This is a genomic window from Ensifer sp. R-19, assembly GCF_049905105.1.
Lineage (GTDB): Bacteria > Pseudomonadota > Alphaproteobacteria > Rhizobiales > Rhizobiaceae > Ensifer.
This window is the reverse complement of the sequence record NZ_CP184570.1, coordinates 1,870,594-1,891,490: the sequence shown is the minus strand read 5'-3', so window position 1 is coordinate 1,891,490 and position 20,897 is coordinate 1,870,594. Positions and strand designations below refer to the sequence as shown.

Genomic DNA, 20,897 nt, shown 5'->3' with positions numbered 1-20,897 from the left:
TAAACTTTCCGAATATAGGCAATTTAATTTGAAATATATATTAGATATCCCGAGGCATTCGCCGAGTTTGACGAGATCTGGAAAAAGCTGCGGTCGGAAATTGTGCTGAGGGGCTTTTAAACTATACCCGGAAGACGAAGCCGGGCAAACGGATGCACCGGGACGTCATCGGGTGCAGGAGGGATCTTTTAGGTCCAGGGAGCCGGCGGCCTAGTCGACCTCGCCGCACCAGCGTCTGACGCTTTCGACCGAACCGTCGAACCGGGCCTCGAAGCTTGCTGCCGCAAGGATGGCTTGAAGCTGGAGCGTCTCGCTGCCGATATTGGTGAAGCCATGGCGGCGGAGCGGCGGCACGATAAGAGACCGGCCGGGCAAGACGATGATGCGCTCCTCTTCGATCCACATCTCGGCCTTGCCGGCGATCACCGTCAGGATTTCCTCAACGGGATGATGATGCGTCGGAGCGCCCGCGCCGGGCGCCACCCATTGCTCGAACAGGCACAATTGCGAGGCGCCGCTCACCGCGGAGATCACCATCCGCGTTTCGACGCCGGGGCGCCATAGCTCAACGGGCCAGTTCTCATGCACGATCACTTCCATGCCGGCCTCCCCTAGTCGATCATGGCGTTTGTCGCTGCGAGTTTAGCAGCACTGCTGCATCGGTACGATGGTGCGGTGTTGCTGATCATAGATCCATCCGCTTTCAGAGAAGCGAGCGCGGCTGCGACGACAGCCGGACGGGAAACAACAAAAAGGGCGGCGCTTGAGCGCCGCCCCAGAGGAGAGACTATTGGGCTCGGTCAGTTGATGACCCGGACCACCGTTCTCGACTGCGGTTCCACGATCACCCGCTGGTCGTTGACGACCGCATAGGCGTAACGCGGGTTTTGCGGAATCGGCGTCAGGACGACAGCCGACGGGATGGGCTTACCGACCACGATCCGTTCCTGAATGAGGACAGACGGTGGAGCCGGCTGCTGCTCGACATAGGTGACCACTTCCGGCGGCGGAGGCGTCAGCGCTGCACCGAGCGCGCCACCCACAACGGCGCCGACGCCGGCACCGATCGGGCCGCCGACGACAGCACCCGCTGCCGCACCACCGGCCATGCCTGCAGCCGTACCGGCTTGCTTGTTGGCGTCCTGAGCAAAGGCGGAGCCTGCCAGTAGAGCAGCAACAGCCGCCGTGATTACAAGCTTCTTCATGATCTCATCCTTTCGTTCGATCACAAACTCAACGAAAGGGATAATAAATTGTTCCAATATTACCTTCTTGTTTTCGGATCACGCTTGATAACTTCCGTTAACAGTCGCCTGCACAATCAAAACAAGCACGGACGAGGCCTTACATATTCCGACAAAGAGCAATTAGATACTTTATAATCGCGACCATATTCTATAGAAACGCCCGGTTCGCATGGTTCCATTTTGAAACCGCCGACTGACCCGTGAGCAGCGGGTTTCTGCCACACGGCACACGATCTGCCGCGCTAGTCGCGGGGCAACTTGCCAAGGAGCAGTTTGTTCCCCTCCCTGTTTCCGCAGCGCGAGCATTTGAGTGTTCGGCCGATGGAATTGAGGTGGATGCCCCATCCGTAGGTGCTGGCTATCACCCGACGGTCAATTCGCCCTTGATGCCGGCACTTCCCGCACTTCGCCACGAGCACATACCATTCCGGTAGCAGCTCCAGGGTCGAGCCGTAGTCGGCAGCATTTTCGCGCGGCATCAGGTCGATGCTTCGACGATGCCTCATGGTCAGTCCTCTCGAAGCTTCGTCTCGATCCGCTCATCACCGCACGCGGGCATCGGCGGCTTTCGGGCGGATTGCCCCCGTTGGAGCTACGCTAGGCGCCCAGGTATCGGCCCACCGGTCCCGCGTAGTCGTTATGTCTATCACCGTGCCGAACCGTCGAGCCGCAGCGAAAGCTGCACGCCGCCGCGCTTCAGCCGCGGCAGGGGCGGCGTCATGTCGATGCGTCCGAAGGTCCGCTTCCGCCACTCGGCTTCGCGTTCCCGCTTCTTCCGGGCGGCTGCAACGGCAGCCATGGCGCGTTCGATCACTTCTTCCGTATGGGTCATGGTTTCTGTCCGGCTCATGGGAAACCTCCATTTGTTCACGTTATGTTCTTATTTTAGCACTCCAATGTCAACTCCCTTCGCGAGGCCGGGCGAATCGCATGCAAAGGGATCGATGAATCACCCTCTCGTCAGCGGGCAGCAGACGGTCAAATCCGCCATCGCCAAGGCGACAATGGCCAAAAGATCGGTTTGTTCCGACGACCAATTTACCTTGTTTTTCAGTGCCGGAAGGCCCGCCGCGGGACCCGCCTCATTAACCTTCGCACTGCTGAATTAACCATTTGTTAACCATTTCTTCGATACACCGAGGCAACGGAAAATTTACCAAGATGAACGATGTGTTAACCGAATCCCGGCCGATCCGCCTCAAGGGGCGCTCCTTCCTTGCGCTAGCGCTGACCCCCGAGCTGCCCCTCGAGGATTGGCTCACTCGGCTCGACGATCTGGCTTCCCGCTCCGCCGGTTTCTTCCTCCGGCGGCCCGTCGTGCTCGACGTCAATGGCCTCGAAATCGATCGCTCGCAACTGCGCGAGCTCGTCGATCAGCTCGGCAAACGCAATGTCCGAATCATGGGCATCGAAGGCGCGCGACAGTCGCTGCTCGGCGCCGATCTGCCGCCGGCGATGAACGACGGGCGCCCGGCAGCCGACTACGAAGCGAAGATGGCGGAGCAGGCAGAAAAGGCCGAGGTGCCAGGAGCAGAAACGGAAGCCGTCATCACGGCCGAGCCGCTTGCCACCAAGGCAACACCCTCGATCGTCGTGACCCAGCCGGTGCGCTCCGGACAGTCGCTGTTCTTCCCGGAAGGCGACGTGACGATCATCGGCTCGGTCGCTTCTGGCGCCGAAGTCGTCGCCGGCGGGTCGATCCACATCTACGGCGCGCTGCGCGGCCGGGCGATGGCCGGCACCACCGGCAATGTTTCGGCACGGATTTTCTGCCGCAAGCTCGAAGCGGAACTGATTGCGATCGACGGCTTTTACAAGACCGCCGACGACATGGAGCAGCATCTGCGCGGCAAGTCCGTTCAAATCTGGCTCGACGGCGAAGCGCTCAAGGCGGGAACGCTCGGCTAGAGCGGGATGGGGATGGCCGGGCGGACACCGCCCGCATCCCGCTTAGGGTTCTGGGTCGATCCAGAACCATCGTGACGTAAGGCGAAGGCGTAGTTTAAATACTTGGAGAGATGAATGGGCAAGGTAGTCGTAGTTACATCGGGCAAAGGCGGCGTCGGCAAGACGACGTCCAGCGCCGCATTGGGTGCTGCGCTTGCGCAGAACGGCGACAAGGTCGTGGTCGTCGACTTCGATGTCGGTCTGCGCAATCTCGATCTCGTCATGGGCGCGGAACGGCGCGTGGTCTATGACCTGGTCAATGTGATCCAGGGCGAGGCCAAGCTTTCGCAGGCGCTGATCCGCGACAAGCGGGTCGAAACGCTTTACCTGCTGCCGGCCTCGCAGACCCGCGACAAGGACAATCTGACGCCGGAAGGGGTCGAGAAGGTCATCGCCGCCCTGCAGAACGCCTTCGACTGGGTGATCTGCGACAGCCCTGCCGGCATCGAACGCGGCGCGACGCTCGCCATGCGCCACGCCGATATCGCCATCGTCGTGACCAATCCGGAAGTCTCCTCGGTGCGCGATTCCGACCGCATCATCGGCCTGCTCGATTCCAAGACGTTGAAGGCCGAAAACGGCGAGCGGATGGAAAAGCACCTGCTGCTCACCCGCTACGACCCGCTTCGCGCCGAGCGCGGCGACATGCTGAAGGTCGACGACGTGCTCGAAATCCTGTCGATCCCGCTGATGGGCATCATCCCGGAGAGCGCAGACGTGCTTCGTGCATCCAACGTCGGCTCGCCGGTCACGCTGGCAGACAACCGCTCAGCGCCGGCGCTGGCCTATTTCGACGCAGCGCGCCGGCTGAAGGGCGAAACCCTGCCAATCACCATTCCCGGTGAAAAGCGCAGCTTCCTCGGCAAGATTTTCGGAAGGAAGGCGGCATGAATCTGTTCGGTTTCTTCTCCCGCTCCCAGTCAGCACCGGCCGCCCGCGAACGGCTGCAGGTCCTGCTGGCGCATGAGCGCGCATCCGCAGGCGATTCGGATCTCGTCACCAAGCTGCGCGACGAAATTCTGAAGGCGATCTCCAAGCACATGCAGATCGACGACGAAAAGGTCAAGGTGACGATGGAACGCGGCGCGCAGGTTTCGACGCTCGCGGTCGATATCGAGATCCCCTTTGACGCGAAGAAGGCGGCCTGACGGTCGCCCATTCGTTCCAGATGACGTCAAAGCGTCTCCCGATACCTTTAGCCGGACAATATCGACAGATGTTGTCCGGCTTTTTCGTGGAAGGTCAGAAGTCCGGCGCCACGCCGAAAACGAACTCCGCCTTGTCTCCCGACATGTTGTAGTACTGGTGATCGAAGCCCGCCGGAATGTAGAAGCCGTCGCGCGGATTGAGCTCGAACCAGACCTGGCCTTCCGCTTCCCTGTTCCGTTTCACCGACGACGGTCGCCCGCTTTGCAACCGTCCTCGGCTTCAACGATTTCCGTGACCTGAAGGCGTTCTTTCAACAACACCTGCGAAATGCGCGCACGGTATCGGCCTCACAATAGAGGACGCCCGTGCATTGACGCTCAGGCCGCCTGTTGCGGCAGCGGCCCGACATAGAGCGAACGCGGCCGGATAAGGCGGCCTTCCAGCGCCTGTTCGCGTGCGTGGGCGATCCAGCCGACGGTTCGGCCGATCGCGAACACGCCGGTGAAGGCTTCGCGCTGGAACTTCAAAGCGTCGAGCAGTAGAGCCGTGTAGAACTCCACATTGACGTCGAGCGGACGGTCGGGCTTGCGCACCTTCAGGATGGCAAGCGCCGATTGCTCGACCGCTTCGGCCAGTTGAATCCGATCGCGGTTTGCCGGGTCGGCGGCGATCAGCTGCTTCAACGCGCCTTTCAGCGCGTCGGCGCGGGGATCGCGGACGCGATAGACGCGATGGCCAAAACCCATCAGCCGTTCGCCGTGGTCGAGCGCCTCCGAGAGCCAGGCTTGCGCGTTCTCCGGCGTCCCGATCGCATCCAGCATGTCGAGCACCGGTCCCGGCGCACCGCCATGAAGCGGCCCCTTGAGCGCGCTGATCGCTGCGAGCACCGAAGACGTGAGACCGGCTTTCGTGGACGCGACCACGCGCGACGCGAAGGTCGAAGCGTTGAGACCGTGATCCGAAATCGTCACCAGATAGGCATCGAGCGCCGCCACTTCTTCCTTGCTCGGCACGCTTGCACCGAGCATTGCGAGAATATCGGCCGAATGCGAAAGCGACGGTGTCGGCGCGACCGGGGTTTCACCCTGCTTCAAGCGCAGTGCCGCAGGCAGGAAGACAGCCGGGGCGGCCACCAAGCGCAGTGCCGTATCGAGATCGTCTCCATCCGGAAGCCGGGCGATCAGCGCGCGCATGATGTCGACCGGCGGTAGTTCCAGCAACACATCGTCGATAGCGGGGACGTGGGCGAAGACCTCCACCCGCTTTTGCCCGAGGCGCTTCGCAAGCTCGGCCCGATCCGGCGTGGGCCCCAGCAGTCCGCCGAACAACAGGGCGACGACATCTTCATAGCGCGCGTGCCCGACCAGGTGATCGAGCGAGACGCCGCGGATGATCAATTCGCCGGCCTCCCCGTTGACATGGGAGAGCTGCGTTTCGGCGGCGACGACGTCTTCAAGTCCGTTCTTCATCATCAAGTTTCTCCTTTACGCAGAGAATGATCCGACCTAGATCTATTGACGTCAATCTTGATGCAATCAATCAATATGAAGACACTCTGGATCACCGCCGAAGAGGCGCTCGCCCGGCTCGGCAGCAAGCGGCAGACGCTCTATGCCAATGTCAGCCGCGGGCGCATTCGCGCCAAGCCCGACCCTTCCGACCCGCGCCGCAGCCTCTATCAGGCCGACGACGTGCACCGGCTGGCCGAACGCCATGCCGGGCGGCGGCAGGCGGCGGTCGTCGCCGCCGAAGCGATCCGCTGGGGCGAACCGGTTCTGCAGACGACGATCTCCAATATTGCCGGCGGGCGGCTATTCTATCGCGGCCGCGATACGGTCGAACTCTCCAGCGACGCGACGCTGGAGCAGGTCGCGGCTCTGCTTTGGCAAGCATCCGAGCCAGTGACCGTTCCCGCCGGAGATCATGGCGGCAGCCAATCGCGCCTGGCCGCAACGTTCGCGCGCCTGGCTGCACGGATCGAAGGCGACCTGCCGGCGCTCGGCCGCCGTCCGGCGATATTGAAGGCTGAAGCCGCCGATGTGCTTGCGAGCGTCGCGACGGGGATGGCGCCATCGCCAGAGCAGATGCCGCTGCACCGACGGCTGGCGCTGGGCTGGGGACGGCCGGAGGCGGCGGAGCCGATCCGCAAATGCCTGGTGCTGACCGCCGAGCACGAACTCAACGTTTCGGCCTTCGCGGCCCGGGTCACAGCTTCGTCCGGCGCGGCGCTTTCCGCCGCCACGCTTTCAGGACTTGCCACGCTGACCGGACCTAGACATGGCGGCGCCTGGCTCAGCGTCACGCGGCTGGCCGAACAGGCGGCGGCGAGCGGCGTGCGCGAAGCGATCCGGGGAATGCTCTCCTCCGAGGGAGTGGTCAGGGCCTTTGGCCACCGGCTCTATCCCGATGGCGATCCGCGCGCCAAGGCGATCATGGCAAGCTTCGAGGTGCCGGCGCTCTACTCCACCTTGGCCGAAGCCGGCGAGGAGTTGCTCGGCGAACCCGCCAATCTCGACTTTTCGCTGGCCGCCCTCGCAGCGGCCTATGCTCTCCCTGACGATGCGCCGCTCGTCATTTTCGCGCTTGCGCGCACCGTCGGCTGGCTCGCTCATGCGATGGAACAGGTCGAGAGCGGCGAGTTGATCCGCCCTCGCGCGCACTACGCCGGCTCCTAGCTATTTCTTCCACGCCCACGCAAACACGGGGTCGCGCGCCCCTTTCCGAGGCATGGGCGAGAAGAATAGTTTCCAGGAGAAAGCGCGGACAGCGTTTATTACATAAAATTAACAATTTGATTTTCCAAACAAGAGCAGAGAAATATTACATTATATTAACATGACTAACGCGCATCGGAGTATTACCTTCGAACCGAGGCTGAATATTGCCGGCGACCGCTTCGGCCGCGACGCGACAATAGAAGACGGCCTCGCAGGGAAGCTCCTCCCGCTTCCCGCGTTGAAGGAGATGCAGATATGCGCTCGCCCCTCAAGACCACCACCATCGCAACCCTCGCCCTCGTCGTTTTCGCCGGCGGCGCCTTTGCGGCCGATCACCACGACTTCGGTCGCGAGAGTGACAAGGGCGCCTACACGGGGGATTACTACCAGGGCATTTTCACCCAGGACGACATGACGGCCCCGGCCATGCCGGTCTACCGAGCACCGGTTCACATGGCATCGTCGCGCCTAGACCGCGTCCTGCATGAACTGAGGGTCGACAACCACCGGATCAATGCCGACCGCGAACAGGGCAAGCTGACCGCGGCAAACTACGCGAAGCTTGAACGCGAGGACGGCGCAGTGCGCGCCCAGGCGATCAAGACCGCCGCCGCCCACAACGGCATGCTGCCGACGCAATCCTATGCGCGGCTGCAGAACGAAGTTCGGCACCTCGACCGGGATATCGCCCGGATGGCGTGATCAACAGGCAGATGCCGCCCACCCGGCCTTCGGGTGGGCGCCACCGACGGTGCCGGGCTCGCTCCCTGAGCCCGGTCCCTCGGCAATCAACACAAGCCCTTACACGAAGCTGATCGAAGCAATGAGCCGTGTTCGCCTCCCAGGCCGGGGCGCACGCCTGAGATTTCTCGGCGACCTGGCAGCGAAAGGAACAAGATCATGTCAAACATTCTCATGAGGCACCGTGCTGCCGCGCTCCTCGGCGCAGCCGTCATCGTCGCGCCTTTGTCCATGGCAGCCTTTGCTGGCCATGACGCGGCTGCGGCCGCCGGAACCGGCCCGGCCGTTGCGGTGCCGCTTGCGTCCGGCGCCTCCTTCGCTCCGATCGTGTCGGCGGACAAGCCGGCGATCGTCACGATTACCACCGTAATCAAGGCCGACAACGCTGGTAACGACGAAACCTCGCAACTCGGCGGAAACTCGCCCTTCGACGAGCAGTTCCGCCAGTTCTTCCGCGACCAGGGCATTCCGCTGCCGGACCGGGCCCCGCAACAGCGCCCCGCGCAACGGGCCGAAGCGCTCGGCTCCGGCTTCGTCGTGGCCGCGGATGGCTACATCGTCACCAACAACCACGTCATCGACAAGGCGTCGAGCATCACGGTGACCCTTGACGACGGCACGCAAGTGCCCGCCAAGCTTGTCGGTGCCGACCCGAAGAACGATCTCGCCGTACTGAAGATCAAGCCCGCAAAGCCGCTTGCCACCGTTGCCTGGGGCGATTCCGACACCTTGCGGGTCGGCGACCAGGTGCTTGCGATCGGCAACCCGTTCGGCATCGGCACGACCGTGACCGCCGGCATCGTCTCGGCACGTGGACGCGATCTGCACAGCGGTCCCTATGACGACTTCATCCAGATCGACGCGCCGATCAATCGCGGCAATTCCGGCGGACCGCTGGTCGATGCTGCGGGTCGGGTGGTCGGCATCAACACCGCCATCTATTCGCCGAACGGCGGCAGTGTCGGCGTCGGTTTCGCCATTCCCTCGGATCAGGCGCAGAAAGTCGTCGCCGAGTTGATGAAGGACGGCTCGATCCAGCACGGCTTCATCGGCGTCGAAATTCAACCGGTGACCGCTGACATCGCCGATGCGATCGGCCTCCGTCAGGCAGAAGGCGCGCTCATCGCCGGCGTCAATGATGGAACACCCGCCGCCAGGGCAGGCCTCAAGGCTGGCGACATCGTCACCGCCCTCGGCGGCAGCCCGATCAAGTCGCCACGCGATCTCTCGCGCATGGTCGCCGACCTCTCGCCCGGCACCTCGAAGAGCTTGAGCGTCTGGCGGACCGGCAAGACCAGGGATCTCTCGATCACCGTCGGCCGCAACACGGGGGATCAACAGTAGCTATCGGTCGCCGCGAGGCGTACCTGTCCGGCCGCACGGCGGCCGGGCACAATTGTCAACGATAGCCTCTGGCGTTGATCGCCCCGCCCTCTTGGCCAGGCTTTTCTTCCCGATTTTGCTCGCGCCAGGATCCGGGACTGAGAGACGTCACCCGGCGGAATTCGCGATTGAAATTCGACTTCGTCTGAAAGCCGGATTCGAGCATCGCCGAGGTCACCGACATATCGGTCTCACGCAGCAGCCGGCAGGCTTCGGCAATTCGGAAATCGTTGATGTATTGAGAGACGTTCTTGCCGGCCAGCCGATTGATGGCGGTCGATATCTGCCGGGCCGGCAGGCCCGCGCGCCGTGCCAGGCGCGACAGCGTCAAGTTTTCGTCGCGGGCCAGTTTCTGGCTGACCAGCAACTGTTCGATCCGATCCAGGATCTCCCGGTCCTGCGGCACTGAAACCGGATCCTCATCGACGACCGTGCTGGCTACCGGAAACGCGCGCGCACGGTCCGCGACCATCGCGGTCAGGCCGATGAAGAGCAATCCCAGCATATTTCCGTTGCTGACGATGAGGCCGATATTCGCCCCCTTGGTCCATTCAAAGTCCAGAATGATCACAAGATCGAAAAGGGCCGAGACACAGAGCGAGACCGCGGCAATGACCAAAGCGCGGTGCGCCGCAACGGCGCCTTCGAAACGTGCTTCGTCCAATGCATCCGTGCCGGTGCGGGCAAGGCTCAAGAGCGCCAGCGCATATCCGACATATTCGACGATCAGGGCGAAGTCGATGTAACTCGGCGCGAGCAGCACGAGCATGAGGATGCCGATGGTCGGCGTCGCGTGCATCCACCCGGCGCCGGGAACGCTTCGCTCCTCGCTGCGGATCAGGCTGTGGAAACTCGCGAGCACCAGCGGCGGTACGCCGCTTGCGAGCACCGGCAGAGCAAATCGCAATGCCGCGACATCGTAGCCCCAGCGCAGGCCGACGACCACCGACTGGAGGGCACAGAGCGCCACCAAGGCGAGAAACGCCCGATTGCGCTTCGCGGGCTCGTCGCCGCGCAACATGACAACCAGCAGGATCAGCAACAGCAAGGCGACGACGAACGGCAACGGCAGGAAGATCAAGAGCGAGTCCTTTGGCGGGCAGATAACCTGGCAAGTCATGGCCCAGATCGCGATTCGGGACGACCTGAATCGCGATCAAGGACGCGAAGAGGCGCAACGCCGGCGACGATCGTCCGTCTTTTCCAACCCAGCGAGATGCCCATGCCCCTCCTCCAGTTTCTGCCCGCCGCCGCCTTCATCCTGGCCGTTGCCACCCCCTCGCATGCCCATGATGTCGGCGTGCGCGAAATCAGCGTTCCGGCTCCCGAACGGGGACGAGATCTTTCAGTCACCATCTGGTATCCCGCCGCGACCGGCGGCGAAACCGCCCTTGTCGGCGACAACCAGATCTTTAAGGGAACAGAGGCCGCAAGGGACGCCCCCTTCCTCCTGGGGCCGTTCCCCCTGGTCGTCGTTTCGCACGGCTCCGGAGGCCGCGTTCAAGCGATGAGCTGGCTGGCGACCGCACTCGCAGAGGCCGGTTTCATAGTCGCCGGCCCCAACCATCCCGGCACGACCAGCGGCGATTCGACGCCCGCCAATACGCCGAAGCTCTGGGAGCGCACGGCCGATCTTTCCGCCGTCATCGACAAGCTTACCGGCACCGGCGAATGGAACATGGTTATCGACGCCGACCGGATCGCTGTCCTCGGTTTTTCTCTCGGAGGCTCGACCGCCATGGAGATGTCCGGCGCTGAGGCAAGCCTCGATGCCTATGCCCGCTACTGCGACAGCTATAGGAAATGGGATTGCGCTTGGTTTGGCGGCGGCAAAGGCTATGTCGACGACATACCGGTCGCGGTCGGCAAGCTCGATCTTCGCACAATCGACAAAGCCCGCTTCGAACAATCGAATCTCGACCGGCGCATCAAAGCGGCAGTACTGGTCGATCCAGGTCTCGCCCAGGCCTATAGGGAAGAAAGCCTGAAGAAGATCGAGATACCGATGCATTTCATCAATCTCGGCAGCGCAGAGACCATCCCCCAGGCCGTCGCCTCCAAGCCTTTGGCGGCACTGACGCCAAAGGGCTCCTATGCGGCAATCGCCGGGGCCGACCACTTCAGTTTCCTGCCGGAATGCAAGGACGGCGCCGCCGAAGCGCTGAAATCCTTCGGCGAAGTCGACCCCATCTGCGAGCCGACCGAGCGCCCCCGCGCCTACATCCATGCCGATATCATCAGCCTGGCGCGCGAAGCCTTGCAGCAGAGCTTCGGGGAATAGCGGTTGGTGAGAGCGCAAGGCTGGCGGCGATGCGCACTCCGGATCGCCGCCCGGCCAAGCAGGACCGCGCTTTGCCGTCCCTTCTTCCAGAAACGGTACCTCGACACCGCAAGTGGATTCATCGGTACCAACCGCGAAATACATTGGCTTACAAAAAGCGCGCCCGGCCGACACACCGCCAATACACACTTCCGTTGAAATCAGGATGCTTCCAACGACGCCCACTCGATCAACGCTATGACGGAGAACCCCATGAAAACGCACCGCCTTATTGCCGCCGCCCTGCTGATCGCCGGCAGCGTAACGACGCTTCGCATGGCTGAGGCTCAGCAGATGCAGGGCATTCAGCGCACGGACCTGATCAAGAACGAGATCAGCGTGCCCGGACACGAGGCTGTGCAGGTCCGCGTCGATATCGACCCGGGCACCGCCTCGATCAAGCATTCCCATCCGGGCGAAGAAATCGCCTATGTGCTTGAGGGTTCGCTGGAATACCAACTCGAGGGCCGGGCACCGGTGACGCTTCAGGCAGGCCAGGCGCTGTTCATTCCCGCTGGCGTTGCCCATGTGGCTAAGAACGTCGGTACCGCCAAGGCATCGGAACTCGCGACCTACATCGTCACCAAGGACGCGCCGCTCGTCGTTCCAGTCAAGTGAGGTAGGTTGATGGGTTGGGCGGTGCTGCTGGTGAATCCGCCTTCAAGCGAGAAGGAATTCGAGCAGCGCCGCATTGAATGCCGGCGCGGACTCGATGTTGACGATATGCCGGCCGGGCAATGACAGATGACGCCCCTGCTGCACGCGAGCGGCGATGTTTTCGAGGTCGGATGGCGGACAAACCGGATCCCCGTCGCCGGAAATGGCGAGCACGGGACTGGCGATCTTGACGATTTCTTCTCGCAAATCCGCGCCCGCCAGCGCAGTGCAGCCGCCGATATAGCCATCGGTCGCGGTGGTGCCGAAGCTCTCGAGGACGCGACCGACGGCTTCACGATGGCTGGCTGCGAATTCCGGGCTGAACCAGCGTTCGGCCGTGGCGGCGGTCAAGGCCGCAAGGCCGTCCGCCCTGACGCTGTCGATGCGCGCGGTCCAGCCCTCGGGCGTGCCGATCCGCGCCGCCGTCGCGCAGAGCACGATCCTGTCCAGGCGCTTGCCGGCGTGCACGCCCAGCCATTGCCCGGTCAGGCCGCCGATCGACAGGCCGCAGAAATGCGTCTGTTCGATCTCCAACGCATCCAGAAGAGCCAGCACGTCATGGCCGAGATCGGCGAGCGTATAGGGCGGTGGCGGCACCGCGGAACGACCATGGCCCCGGCGGTCGTAGCGCAGCACGCGGAAATGCGGCGAAAGCTCCCCGATCTGGGCATCCCACATGGTGAGATCGGTGCCGAGAGAATTGCAGAAGAGCAGCCAGGGTGCGTTGCCGCTTAGGTCGCCGTCGATGCGGTAATGAAGCCGATGGCTGGGTAGGTCGAGATAGGCCATGAAACCGGCACTCCAATCAGGGAAGCCGCCAGCGAAGGCGGCTTCATGGTTGTTGGCGCGACGCTGCGCCTCATAGGCATACGCGCTGCGGCACGAGTCTCGCACGCGCAAAGGGATGGCGGCCGGATGCCTTCATGGTCCGGCCGCCATCGCCGTTCGTTAAGCCGTCGCCAGTTGCACGACCTCGTCGCGGCGGGCGTTGCTGATCGCAAAGACCAGCATGGCGAGCGCCGAGATCGCAGCCGGGATGGCGAAGATCGCGAAGTTCTGCTGCAGCGGAAACTCCTGCGCCAGGAGCACGCCGCCAAGCGTCGGGCCGACGATGGCGCCGATGCGACCGACGCCCGAGGCCCAGCCCAATCCGGTAGAGCGGACCGAGAGGTTATAGAGCTGCGCCACGCTGGCATAGAGCAGGATCTGCGTGCCGATCGTGGTGGCGCCGGCGACGAACACCATGAGGAACAGGAGGGTCGCCGGCGGATTGAAGCCGATCAGCGCGATCGACAGGGCTGCCGCGACGAAGAATCCGACCACCACCTTCGGCAGGCCGAACCGGTCGCCGAGCCAGCCGCCGGCAATGGCGCCGACCATACCACCGAAATTCAGCGAGAAGAGGCTGAGCAGGCTTGCCTTCTCCGCATAGCCGGCTTCCTGCAGCACCTTCGGCAGCCAGGACGACAGCAGGTAGACGAGCAGCAGGCAGCAGAAGAACGCGACCCACAGCATGATCGTGCGCAGGGTGCGCTGATGGCGGAAGAGTTCCAGGACCGACGCCGAGGCGCCCTTCGTTTCGGCGAAGACCAGCCTGTCGGCCGCACCGATACGCACGCCGGGATCGATCTTCTGATAGATCCGCTTCGCTTCGTCCTGCTTGCCCTGACGGATGAGGAAACCGAGCGATTCCGGCAGCTTCCAGAGGACCACCGGCAACAGAAGCAACGGCACCGCGGCGATAAAGAACATCGGCTTCCAGCCATAGGATGGGATGAGGCCGAGGCCGAGGCCGGCCGCCACCATGCCGCCGACCGAATAGCCGGAGAACATCAGCGCCACCAGGGTGCCGCGCAGACGCTTCGGCGCGTATTCGTTCATCAGTGCCACGGCATTCGGCATCAAGCCGCCGCAGCCGAGACCGGCGAAAAACCGGAAGATCTTGAACTGTTCGGGCGAACCGGCAAGCCCCGTCAGCAAGGTCGAGACCGTGAACAGCACGAAGCTGATGGCGATGCCCTTCTTACGGCCGATCCGGTCGGCGAGCGGGCCGAAGATCAGCGCCCCGAACATCATGCCGAACAGTGCCCAGGCCTGCAGCGCGCCGGCCTGCGGCTTGCTCAGTCCCCATTCGGCGATCAGCGTCGGCAGCACGGTGCCGGCGACGAAGACGTCATAACCGTCGACAATCAGCAGCAGCGCTGAGAGCGCAACCACCATCCACTGGAAGCCCCCAAGGGGGCTCCCGTCTATTGCCTCATTCACATCGATAGAGCGCATCATCTCCTCCCCAGGTCGTTGCGCGTTTCAGATAGAGAGCCGTCAGCCGAGATCGCCGCCGGCGACCGGCAGCACGCTGCCGGTGATGTAGGAGGCCTCGTCGGAGGCCAGGAACAGAATGGGTGCCGCCTGCTCTTCGATGCTGCCGTAGCGCTTCATGAAGCTCGACTGCTTTACCTGGGCGACGACGTCGCCCATCCAGGCCCTCTCGGCGTCGCTGTCGCCCGCGGCATTGCGCGGGACACGGCGTGGCGGCGCCTCCGTCCCACCCGGCGCGGTCGCGACGACGCGGATGTTGCGCTCGGCAAGTTCCATCGCCAGCGACTGGGTGATGGCGTTGACACCGCCTTTCGCCGCGGAATAGGGCACGCGGTGAATGCCGCGCGTCGCATTCGAGGACACGTTGACGATGGTGCCGGCGCCGCGCGCAAAGAGATGCGGCAAGACGGCATGACAGCAATAGAGCGTCGGCATCAGCGAGCGGCGGATTTCCGCATCGATCTGCGACGGTTCGAATTCGGCGAAGGGCCGCATGCGGATCGCCCCGCCGACATTGTTGATCAGGATGTCGATGCCGCCGAAGCGTTCGGCGGCAAAGCACATCGCCGCAGCGGCGCCCTCGTGGGTCTCGAGATCGGTGTTGTAGGCTGCCGCCCGATCGCCCCCGGCCTCCGCCGCCACCTCTGTGACGAAGTCGGCGCGGTCGACGAACAGCACCTTGCCGCCTTCAGCCGCAGCACGCAGCGCCACAGCGCGGCCGATGCCCTGAGCGGCACCTGTGACCACGAGCACCTTGCCGGCAAAGCGCCCTTCAAAACGGGCCGCGCTCATGCCGCCTCCTTCGCCAAGACGTTCGGCGTGAACTTCTCGTAGTGGAAACTGTTGGGCACGATACCGGTGTCGTCGAGGTGCTTGCGCACGGCGTCGACCATCGGCGGCGGACCGCAGAGATAGACGTCGACGTCGCCGCCATTGAGCAGCTCTTCCGGCATGTGCTGGGTGACCCAGCCCTTGCGCGGATGGCTGGAGGCAGCGTCTGCCACGACTGTGCTGCAGGTGAAATTGGCAAGCCGTTTGGCATGGGCCTCGATCTCATCGACAAGCACGAGATCCAGGTCTCGGGTGACGCCGTAGATCAGGTGGATCTTCTGCTGCGCGTTGGCCTGGGCCAGCACTTCGAGCATCGACAGGAATGGCGCAAGACCGGTGCCGCCGGCTAGCAGCAGCAGGGGGCGTTGGACTTCTCTCAGATAGAAGCTGCCGAGCGGCCCTGTCAGCTCGAGTTTCGTCCCGATTTCCGCGCGCTCCAGCCAGCTGCTCATCAGGCCGCCGGGGATCTTCTTGATCAGGAAGCCGAGACGCTGTTCACCCGGAGCCGAGGAGAAGGAATAGGAGCGACTCTGGCCGCTGCCGGGCACATCGATATTGACGTATTGCCCCGGCAGAAAGGCGGGTGCTGCGTCCACGTCCAGCTCCAGCACGATCGCCGCATCATTGTGCGGGGTGACCCGCGCAACCGTTGCCGCGAACTTCTGCTGCCCGGTCTTGCAGGCGGCCGAGGTCGTCGGCACCGCGATGACACAATCGCTCGACGGCTTCATCTGGCAGGTCAGCACCAGACCGCTTTCAGCCTCGTCCGATGTCAGCGCATCGTCGATGAAGTCGTCGCCGAGGTCATAGGCACCGCTTTCGGCGCGGCACTTGCAGGTGCCGCAGACACCGTCGGAACAGTCCATCGGCAGGTTGATCTTGTTGCGGAAGGCGGCGTCGAGCACCTTCTCGTCGTCCCTACATTCGACGAAACGGGTGACGCCATCCTCGAAATTCAAAGCGATCCTGTAGCTGGCCATGGTTGCTCCTCCCAATCCCTTGTCGTCAGGCGGCGGTCATCAGATGTGGTAAACGTCGATGACCTGGCGGATGTAGTCGTTCTTCAGCACGATCTTCTTTTGTGAAATCACGAGCTCTTCGCCGCTTTTGCGCAACGTCACAAACATGGTGCCGAAGAAGTGGTCGGTGACCTTGTAGCGGTGGTTGAGCGTGTGGAAGTTGTAGCGGACATCCACTTCCTCGCCACGGTCGGCCAGCAACTCGACATTGGTGACGTTGTGGCTGGTGCGCGGCTCTGGCGTGGAGGCGCCCGAGCGTTCGGTCTTGATGCGGAAGACGCGATCCTCCAGGCCGTCGCGGCTCGGATAGAAGATCAGCGAGATCTCAGACTGCGGATCTTCGGTCAGCTGATCGTCATCGTCCCAGGCCGGCATCCAGTAGGTGACGTCGGGCGCATAGCAGGTCAGCCATTCGTCCCATTCGCGGTCGTCGAGCAGGCGCGCTTCGCGGTAGAGGAAGGCGCAGGCGGTGTCGTAGGAGATGCTCATGCGACCGCTCCCTTCGTCTCGGAGGCAAGCGCGTTGCGCATCACCTTCGCCCAATATTCGTGCTGGCGGACGAACAGGCCTTCGTCTTCGCTGCGCTCGCCCGAGAGCAACGGTTCGAGGCCCATGCGCTTGGCATTGTCGTCCGGACCGTCAATCCAGAGCGGCGCCCCGCGTGACAGGTCGTTCCAGAGCGCGGTGATGCCGGCATAGCCCTGCTGGCAGGCGCGGAATTCTTCGAGATCGTCGGCAGTGCCCATGCCCGAGACGTTGAAGAAATCCTCGTATTGGCGGATGCGCAGAGTCCGGTCTTCAGCACTTTCGCCCTTCGGCGCGAAACAGAAGATGCTGATCTCGGTCTTGTCGACGCTGATTGGACGGGTGACGCGGATCTGCGTGCTGAACTGGTCCATCAGGAACACGTTCGGATAGAGGCAGAGGTTACGCGTCTGGTTGACGATGAGATCCGCCTTCACTTCGCCGACGCGCGCCTTGATCTCCTCACGGGCGTGGAAGACCGGCCGGACCTCGGGGTTCATGGTGTTGGTCCAGAGCAGAATATGGCCGTTGTCGAAGCCGTAGACGCCGGCAATCGAGCGGCTCCAGCTGCTCGCGTCGACCGCCTTGGTGCCCTCCTCGTGGCGGCGGCCCATGGTCGCGGCATAGTTCCAGTGCACGGAGCTGACGTGATAGCCGTCGCAACCGTTTTCCATCTGCAGCTTCCAGTTCCCATCGTAGATGTAGGAGGAATTGCCGCGCAGCACTTCGAGCCCGTCGGGCGCCTGGTCGACAATCTGGTCGATGATGACCTTGGTCTCGCCGAGATAATCCTCGAGCGACGAGACATCAGGATTCAGGCTACCGAAGAGGAAGCCGCGATAGCTCTCGAAACGAGCGACGCGCTTCAGGTCGTGCGAGCCATCTTTCGCAAATTGCGGCGGATATTGCGTGGTCTTCTCGTCCTTCACCTTCAGGAGTTTGCCGGTGTTGGAAAAAGTCCAGCCGTGGAAAGGACAGGTGAAGCTGCCCTTGTTGCCATGCTTGCGCCGGCAGAGCATCGCGCCGCGATGGGCGCAGGCATTGATGACCGCGTGCAGTTCGCCTGATTTGTCGCGGGTGACGACGACAGGCTGGCGGCCGATATAGGTGGTGTAATAGTCGTTGTTCTCGGGGATCTGGCTCTCGTGGGCGAGGTAGACCCAATTGCTCTCGAAGATGTGCTTCATCTCCAGCTCGAAGAGGTCTTCGTTGGTGAAGATATCGCGGCGGCACCGGAACATCCCGGTCTCATGATCGTCCTCGACTGCGGTGGCGAGCAGATCGTCGAGGGCCTGGGTTTTGTCGATAACTGCAGACATGGTTCTTCTCCCGCAAACGGCTGATCCGTGCTCGGTTCGGCTATTGCAACAATGTCGGTGTGGGGGCGGCGGCTCAGTCGGCCGCCGCAACAATGATCAGGCGGCGGCGCGCCTGCGCTGCTCGTTGATCTGGTTGTCGACGCCATTCACCAATGAGGTGAGATGAATGTCGAATTCGATCTCGGCGAAGGGGCCGGAGAGACCGTTCGCCTTGATGCTTGCCTCGTCGGTCCGCTCGGTAACATCGGGCACCAGGCCGTCGCGGGTCGCATAGGCGAAGTCGTCGTTGACCAACGGATCGCCGGCTATGTTGATCTGGGTCGTCAGCTTGCGATGACCGTCGGCGCTGATGAAGAAGTGAATATGCGCCGGGCGCTGGCCGTGACGCCCGAGCGCCGAAAGCAGCTGTTCGGTCGGGCTGCCCGGCGGCACGCCGTAGCCGTGCGGCACAATGCTCTGAAACTTGTAACGGCCCTTGGCGTCGGTGACGATCGTGCGGCGCATATTGAACGGCGCCTGCACACCGGTCGGGTCGAAATGCGAATAGAAGCCGCGGGTATCACAGTGCCAGACTTCGACCGTCGCACCTTTCAGCGGTTGGCCGGCGGAATCATAGACGGTGCCGTGCATGATCAGCGGGTGACCGTTGGTGTCCCGGCCGTCATCAAGACGGGCGAAGCCTTCCGATGCCGGTGCGCCGGCGACATAAAGCGGCCCTTCGATGGTGCGCGGTGTCGGATTCTTGATGCCGAGCTCCTCGTCGATAGCGTCGAGACGTTCGTCGAGGAAGTGGTCGAGGCCGAGGCCGGGCGAGATCAGGCCGGCCTGGCCGGCAGCACCGATTTCGTTTAGCCAGGCAATGCCGGTCCAGTATTCGTCCGGGGTGATGTCGAGATCGTCGATCGCCTTGAACAGGTCCGACATCAGCCGGTGCACGATCTCTTTGACGCGCGGGCTGCCGCCGTCCTTGTCGAGGCCGCTCAGAACCTTCAGGAAACCTTGCGTCTCCGGCTTGTCGAAAATCTTCACGCTCATGATAAATCCTCCACTTGGATAGTTTGAAAGCGGGTGCCGCCTGCCAACCTCCCGGCGGCGGCCGAACGAAATCTCAGGTGTCATCCTCCCGGACTGACGACGGATGCCGAAGCAGCGGCGTCACCTCGATGTCCATGAATTTGAACAGCGGCAGACCCGAGAGGATCTCGTGCAGCTCGGCATTGTCCGTGACGTCAAAGACGCTGTAGTTGGCGTACTGGCCGGCGATCCGCCAGATATGCCGCCACTTGCCGCTCTGCTGCAGCGCCTGTGAATAGGCCTTCTCTCGCGCGAGAATCTGGGCCGCCTCTTCAGCGGGCAGGTCATGGGGAATGCGAACATCCATTCTGACGTGAAACAGCATCAGCCGATCCTCACTTCGCAACACTGATGGTCTTGCGCAGCCCTTCGCGCGCAAAGAACTTCAACCGGTCTTCGTCGAGTTCGACGCCCAAACCCGGCCCATCCGGCACCGTCAGTTCGAAGTCGCTGTAGTCGAGGGGCGTTGCCAGGATTTCCTCCGTCAGGAGCAGCGGACCGAAAAGCTCGGTGCCCCACTGCAGATTGGCAAAGGTCGAAAACACATGGGCGGAGGCCACCGTGCCGACAGCGCCTTCGAGCATCGTGCCACCGTAGAGCTCGATGCCGGCGGTATCGGCGATCGCCGCCACGCGCTGCGCATTGAACAACCCGCCGCTCTGCTCGATCTTGACCGCGAAGACGTCAGCGCCCTTGGTCTTGGCAATCTCGAAGGCCGATTCAGGCCCGGTAAGGGACTCGTCCGCCATCAGCGCCACCGGGAAGCGGCGGACCAGTCGGTTGAGCGCTGCCGTCGACGCGACAGGCTGTTCTACCAGTTCGCAACCGGCATCGGCGAGCGCCGCCATGCCGTAGGACGCCTCGAATTCGCTCCAGGCCATGTTGACGTCGACGCGCACCGCACCGCGGTCGCCCAGCGCCTGCTTGATCGCCGCCACATGGGCGATATCGTCCTTCAACGGCTTCGCGCCGATCTTCAGCTTGAAGATCCGGTGGCGGCGAAGGTCGAGCATCTTTTCGGCCTCGGCAATGTCCATGGCGGTGTCACCGGAAGCGAGCGTCCAGGCGACCGGCAGCCGCTTGCGCAGCGCTCCGCCCAGGAGTTCGCCGACCGACAGGCCGAGACGCTTGCCGTGGGCGTCGAGCAGCGCCGTTTCGACCGCGCTCTTGGCGAAACGGTTTTCCTTCACCGCTTTGCCGATGCGCGCCATTAGCGCCTTCACGCGGGTCACGTCCTCGCCGATCATGACAGGCGCGAAATAGGTATCGATCGCCAGCTTCATGCTTTCGGGGCTCTCGCCACCATAGGCGAGACCGCCGATCGTCGTGCCTTCGCCGATCCCGACGGTGCCGTCGCTGCAATGGACCTTCACCAGCATCAGCGTTTGGCCGGTCATGGTCGCGACTGAGAGCTTGTGCGGCCGGATCGTCGGCAGATCGACCAGTATCGTTTCGACCCGTTCGACGACGGAGACGAAGGCTGCAGTCGGAGAGATGGGTGCAAGGGTCGTGTTCATGGCGTGACTGTGCGCCGCGCACTGGGTGGCGTCCAACACCAAATAGGTTCTCTATGATACCTTCATGGTATAGTGCGATAGAGATTTCGCAGATTCATGCGGTTACCGCACTGCAACATACCGCAATGGTAG

Annotated in this window: 22 protein-coding genes and 1 pseudogene; 8 read left to right on the top strand and 15 right to left on the bottom strand. The window is 62.9% G+C overall.

Annotated elements, in window-relative coordinates; genetic code table 11:
- Positions 1-210 precede the first annotated feature (210 nt).
- The 3 genes from ACN9MO_RS27980 to ACN9MO_RS27970 all read right to left on the bottom strand — a co-directional run bounded on the left by ACN9MO_RS27980 (position 211) and on the right by ACN9MO_RS27970 (position 2,079).
- On the bottom strand, positions 211-600 hold the full coding sequence (locus ACN9MO_RS27980) for a cupin domain-containing protein (protein ID WP_057251952.1): 390 nt from the start codon (positions 598-600) through the stop codon (positions 211-213).
- 200 nt (positions 601-800) lie between these two features.
- Positions 801-1,205, bottom strand: coding sequence for a DUF1236 domain-containing protein (locus tag ACN9MO_RS27975; RefSeq protein ID WP_113132955.1), 405 nt, complete (start codon positions 1,203-1,205; stop codon positions 801-803).
- Positions 1,206-1,893: 688 nt separating this feature from the next.
- Positions 1,894-2,079 (bottom strand): hypothetical protein, encoded by a 186-nt coding sequence (locus ACN9MO_RS27970; RefSeq protein WP_057252114.1) that lies wholly within the window; start codon positions 2,077-2,079, stop codon positions 1,894-1,896.
- A gap of 329 nt (positions 2,080-2,408) precedes the next feature.
- Here ACN9MO_RS27970 and minC point away from each other — a divergent pair, with 329 nt between their 5' ends.
- The 3 genes from minC to minE all read left to right on the top strand — a co-directional run bounded on the left by minC (position 2,409) and on the right by minE (position 4,342).
- Positions 2,409-3,155 (top strand): septum site-determining protein MinC, encoded by a 747-nt coding sequence (minC, locus tag ACN9MO_RS27965; RefSeq protein ID WP_113132941.1) that lies wholly within the window; start codon positions 2,409-2,411, stop codon positions 3,153-3,155.
- Between the two features lie 114 nt (positions 3,156-3,269).
- Positions 3,270-4,085 carry a septum site-determining protein MinD gene (gene minD, locus ACN9MO_RS27960; RefSeq protein WP_057251955.1) on the top strand — a complete coding sequence of 272 codons (816 nt, stop codon included), beginning with the start codon at positions 3,270-3,272 and terminating at the stop codon, positions 4,083-4,085.
- Positions 4,082-4,342: a cell division topological specificity factor MinE gene (gene minE / locus ACN9MO_RS27955; protein ID WP_057251956.1), complete on the top strand. Its 261-nt coding sequence runs from the start codon at positions 4,082-4,084 to the stop codon at positions 4,340-4,342. The genes minD and minE overlap by 4 nt, the downstream gene beginning before the upstream one ends.
- Positions 4,343-4,436: 94 nt before the next feature.
- Here minE and ACN9MO_RS27950 read toward each other — a convergent pair whose 3' ends face one another.
- Positions 4,437-4,586: a cupin domain-containing protein gene (locus ACN9MO_RS27950; RefSeq protein ID WP_162733640.1), complete on the bottom strand. Its 150-nt coding sequence runs from the start codon at positions 4,584-4,586 to the stop codon at positions 4,437-4,439.
- 134 nt (positions 4,587-4,720) lie between these two features.
- Complete coding sequence (locus ACN9MO_RS27945; protein WP_113132953.1) at positions 4,721-5,812, bottom strand: citrate synthase/methylcitrate synthase; 1,092 nt, start codon at positions 5,810-5,812, stop codon at positions 4,721-4,723.
- Between the two features lie 75 nt (positions 5,813-5,887).
- On the opposite strand from ACN9MO_RS27945, the gene ACN9MO_RS27940 reads away from it, so the two are divergent.
- The 3 genes and pseudogenes from ACN9MO_RS27940 to ACN9MO_RS27930 all read left to right on the top strand — a co-directional run.
- Entirely contained in the window at positions 5,888-7,018 is a 1,131-nt protein-coding gene (locus ACN9MO_RS27940) for a citrate synthase (protein ID WP_113479963.1), read from the top strand.
- A gap of 297 nt (positions 7,019-7,315) precedes the next feature.
- A complete protein-coding gene (locus tag ACN9MO_RS27935; RefSeq protein WP_113479964.1) occupies positions 7,316-7,762 on the top strand; it encodes a hypothetical protein in 447 nt (148 codons plus the stop codon).
- A 198-nt stretch (positions 7,763-7,960) separates the two neighbouring features.
- Positions 7,961-9,142: pseudogene (locus tag ACN9MO_RS27930) on the top strand (Do family serine endopeptidase); the annotation flags it as partial.
- Between the two features lie 58 nt (positions 9,143-9,200).
- Here the strand turns inward: ACN9MO_RS27930 and ACN9MO_RS27925 are convergent.
- On the bottom strand, positions 9,201-10,304 hold the full coding sequence (locus tag ACN9MO_RS27925) for a helix-turn-helix domain-containing protein (RefSeq protein ID WP_425987164.1): 1,104 nt from the start codon (positions 10,302-10,304) through the stop codon (positions 9,201-9,203).
- 102 nt (positions 10,305-10,406) lie between these two features.
- Here ACN9MO_RS27925 and ACN9MO_RS27920 point away from each other — a divergent pair, with 102 nt between their 5' ends.
- Together ACN9MO_RS27920 and ACN9MO_RS27915 are read left to right on the top strand one after the other, a co-directional pair.
- A complete protein-coding gene (locus tag ACN9MO_RS27920) occupies positions 10,407-11,465 on the top strand; it encodes an alpha/beta fold hydrolase (protein WP_113479966.1) in 1,059 nt (352 codons plus the stop codon).
- A gap of 252 nt (positions 11,466-11,717) precedes the next feature.
- The gene (locus tag ACN9MO_RS27915) at positions 11,718-12,122 is read left to right on the top strand and encodes a cupin domain-containing protein (protein ID WP_112946193.1); all 405 of its coding nucleotides are present in this window, start codon (positions 11,718-11,720) and stop codon (positions 12,120-12,122) included.
- A gap of 42 nt (positions 12,123-12,164) precedes the next feature.
- Here the strand turns inward: ACN9MO_RS27915 and pcaD are convergent, their stop codons facing one another.
- The 9 genes from pcaD to ACN9MO_RS27870 all read right to left on the bottom strand — a co-directional run bounded on the left by pcaD (position 12,165) and on the right by ACN9MO_RS27870 (position 20,765).
- Positions 12,165-12,950 (bottom strand): 3-oxoadipate enol-lactonase, encoded by a 786-nt coding sequence (gene pcaD, locus ACN9MO_RS27910; protein ID WP_113132951.1) that lies wholly within the window; start codon positions 12,948-12,950, stop codon positions 12,165-12,167.
- 159 nt (positions 12,951-13,109) lie between these two features.
- The gene (locus ACN9MO_RS27905; RefSeq protein ID WP_113132938.1) at positions 13,110-14,444 is read right to left on the bottom strand and encodes an MFS transporter; all 1,335 of its coding nucleotides are present in this window, start codon (positions 14,442-14,444) and stop codon (positions 13,110-13,112) included.
- A gap of 39 nt (positions 14,445-14,483) precedes the next feature.
- Entirely contained in the window at positions 14,484-15,272 is a 789-nt protein-coding gene (gene benD, locus ACN9MO_RS27900) for a benzoate diol dehydrogenase BenD (protein ID WP_112996296.1), read from the bottom strand.
- Entirely contained in the window at positions 15,269-16,291 is a 1,023-nt protein-coding gene (benC, locus tag ACN9MO_RS27895; protein WP_057251964.1) for a benzoate 1,2-dioxygenase electron transfer component BenC, read from the bottom strand. The genes benD and benC overlap by 4 nt, the downstream gene beginning before the upstream one ends.
- A gap of 39 nt (positions 16,292-16,330) precedes the next feature.
- Entirely contained in the window at positions 16,331-16,819 is a 489-nt protein-coding gene (gene benB, locus ACN9MO_RS27890) for a benzoate 1,2-dioxygenase small subunit (protein ID WP_058322765.1), read from the bottom strand.
- Positions 16,816-18,174 carry a Rieske 2Fe-2S domain-containing protein gene (locus tag ACN9MO_RS27885; RefSeq protein WP_112996297.1) on the bottom strand — a complete coding sequence of 453 codons (1,359 nt, stop codon included), beginning with the start codon at positions 18,172-18,174 and terminating at the stop codon, positions 16,816-16,818. The genes benB and ACN9MO_RS27885 overlap by 4 nt, the downstream gene beginning before the upstream one ends.
- A gap of 96 nt (positions 18,175-18,270) precedes the next feature.
- Entirely contained in the window at positions 18,271-19,209 is a 939-nt protein-coding gene (gene catA / locus ACN9MO_RS27880; RefSeq protein ID WP_057251967.1) for a catechol 1,2-dioxygenase, read from the bottom strand.
- A 73-nt stretch (positions 19,210-19,282) separates the two neighbouring features.
- Complete coding sequence (catC, locus tag ACN9MO_RS27875; RefSeq protein ID WP_057251968.1) at positions 19,283-19,573, bottom strand: muconolactone Delta-isomerase; 291 nt, start codon at positions 19,571-19,573, stop codon at positions 19,283-19,285.
- A gap of 10 nt (positions 19,574-19,583) precedes the next feature.
- A complete protein-coding gene (locus ACN9MO_RS27870) occupies positions 19,584-20,765 on the bottom strand; it encodes a muconate/chloromuconate family cycloisomerase (RefSeq protein WP_057251969.1) in 1,182 nt (393 codons plus the stop codon).
- Positions 20,766-20,897 lie beyond the last annotated feature (132 nt).

Bases quoted from the DNA above. Each gene is read 5' to 3' on its own strand.
- ACN9MO_RS27980 (WP_057251952.1), bottom strand. From the start codon at position 600: ATGGAAGTGATCGTGCATGAGAACTGGCCCGTTGAGCTATGGCGCCCC.
- ACN9MO_RS27975 (WP_113132955.1), bottom strand. From the start codon at position 1,205: ATGAAGAAGCTTGTAATCACGGCGGCTGTTGCTGCTCTACTGGCAGGC.
- ACN9MO_RS27970 (WP_057252114.1), bottom strand. From the start codon at position 2,079: ATGACCCATACGGAAGAAGTGATCGAACGCGCCATGGCTGCCGTTGCA.
- minC (WP_113132941.1), top strand. From the start codon at position 2,409: ATGAACGATGTGTTAACCGAATCCCGGCCGATCCGCCTCAAGGGGCGC.
- minD (WP_057251955.1), top strand. From the start codon at position 3,270: ATGGGCAAGGTAGTCGTAGTTACATCGGGCAAAGGCGGCGTCGGCAAG.
- minE (WP_057251956.1), top strand. From the start codon at position 4,082: ATGAATCTGTTCGGTTTCTTCTCCCGCTCCCAGTCAGCACCGGCCGCC.
- ACN9MO_RS27945 (WP_113132953.1), bottom strand. From the start codon at position 5,812: ATGAAGAACGGACTTGAAGACGTCGTCGCCGCCGAAACGCAGCTCTCC.
- ACN9MO_RS27940 (WP_113479963.1), top strand. From the start codon at position 5,888: ATGAAGACACTCTGGATCACCGCCGAAGAGGCGCTCGCCCGGCTCGGC.
- ACN9MO_RS27935 (WP_113479964.1), top strand. From the start codon at position 7,316: ATGCGCTCGCCCCTCAAGACCACCACCATCGCAACCCTCGCCCTCGTC.
- ACN9MO_RS27925 (WP_425987164.1), bottom strand. From the start codon at position 10,304: ATGACTTGCCAGGTTATCTGCCCGCCAAAGGACTCGCTCTTGATCTTC.
- ACN9MO_RS27920 (WP_113479966.1), top strand. From the start codon at position 10,407: ATGCCCCTCCTCCAGTTTCTGCCCGCCGCCGCCTTCATCCTGGCCGTT.
- ACN9MO_RS27915 (WP_112946193.1), top strand. From the start codon at position 11,718: ATGAAAACGCACCGCCTTATTGCCGCCGCCCTGCTGATCGCCGGCAGC.
- pcaD (WP_113132951.1), bottom strand. From the start codon at position 12,950: ATGGCCTATCTCGACCTACCCAGCCATCGGCTTCATTACCGCATCGAC.
- ACN9MO_RS27905 (WP_113132938.1), bottom strand. From the start codon at position 14,444: ATGATGCGCTCTATCGATGTGAATGAGGCAATAGACGGGAGCCCCCTT.
- benD (WP_112996296.1), bottom strand. From the start codon at position 15,272: ATGAGCGCGGCCCGTTTTGAAGGGCGCTTTGCCGGCAAGGTGCTCGTG.
- benC (WP_057251964.1), bottom strand. From the start codon at position 16,291: ATGGCCAGCTACAGGATCGCTTTGAATTTCGAGGATGGCGTCACCCGT.
- benB (WP_058322765.1), bottom strand. From the start codon at position 16,819: ATGAGCATCTCCTACGACACCGCCTGCGCCTTCCTCTACCGCGAAGCG.
- ACN9MO_RS27885 (WP_112996297.1), bottom strand. From the start codon at position 18,174: ATGTCTGCAGTTATCGACAAAACCCAGGCCCTCGACGATCTGCTCGCC.
- catA (WP_057251967.1), bottom strand. From the start codon at position 19,209: ATGAGCGTGAAGATTTTCGACAAGCCGGAGACGCAAGGTTTCCTGAAG.
- catC (WP_057251968.1), bottom strand. From the start codon at position 19,573: ATGCTGTTTCACGTCAGAATGGATGTTCGCATTCCCCATGACCTGCCC.
- ACN9MO_RS27870 (WP_057251969.1), bottom strand. From the start codon at position 20,765: ATGAACACGACCCTTGCACCCATCTCTCCGACTGCAGCCTTCGTCTCC.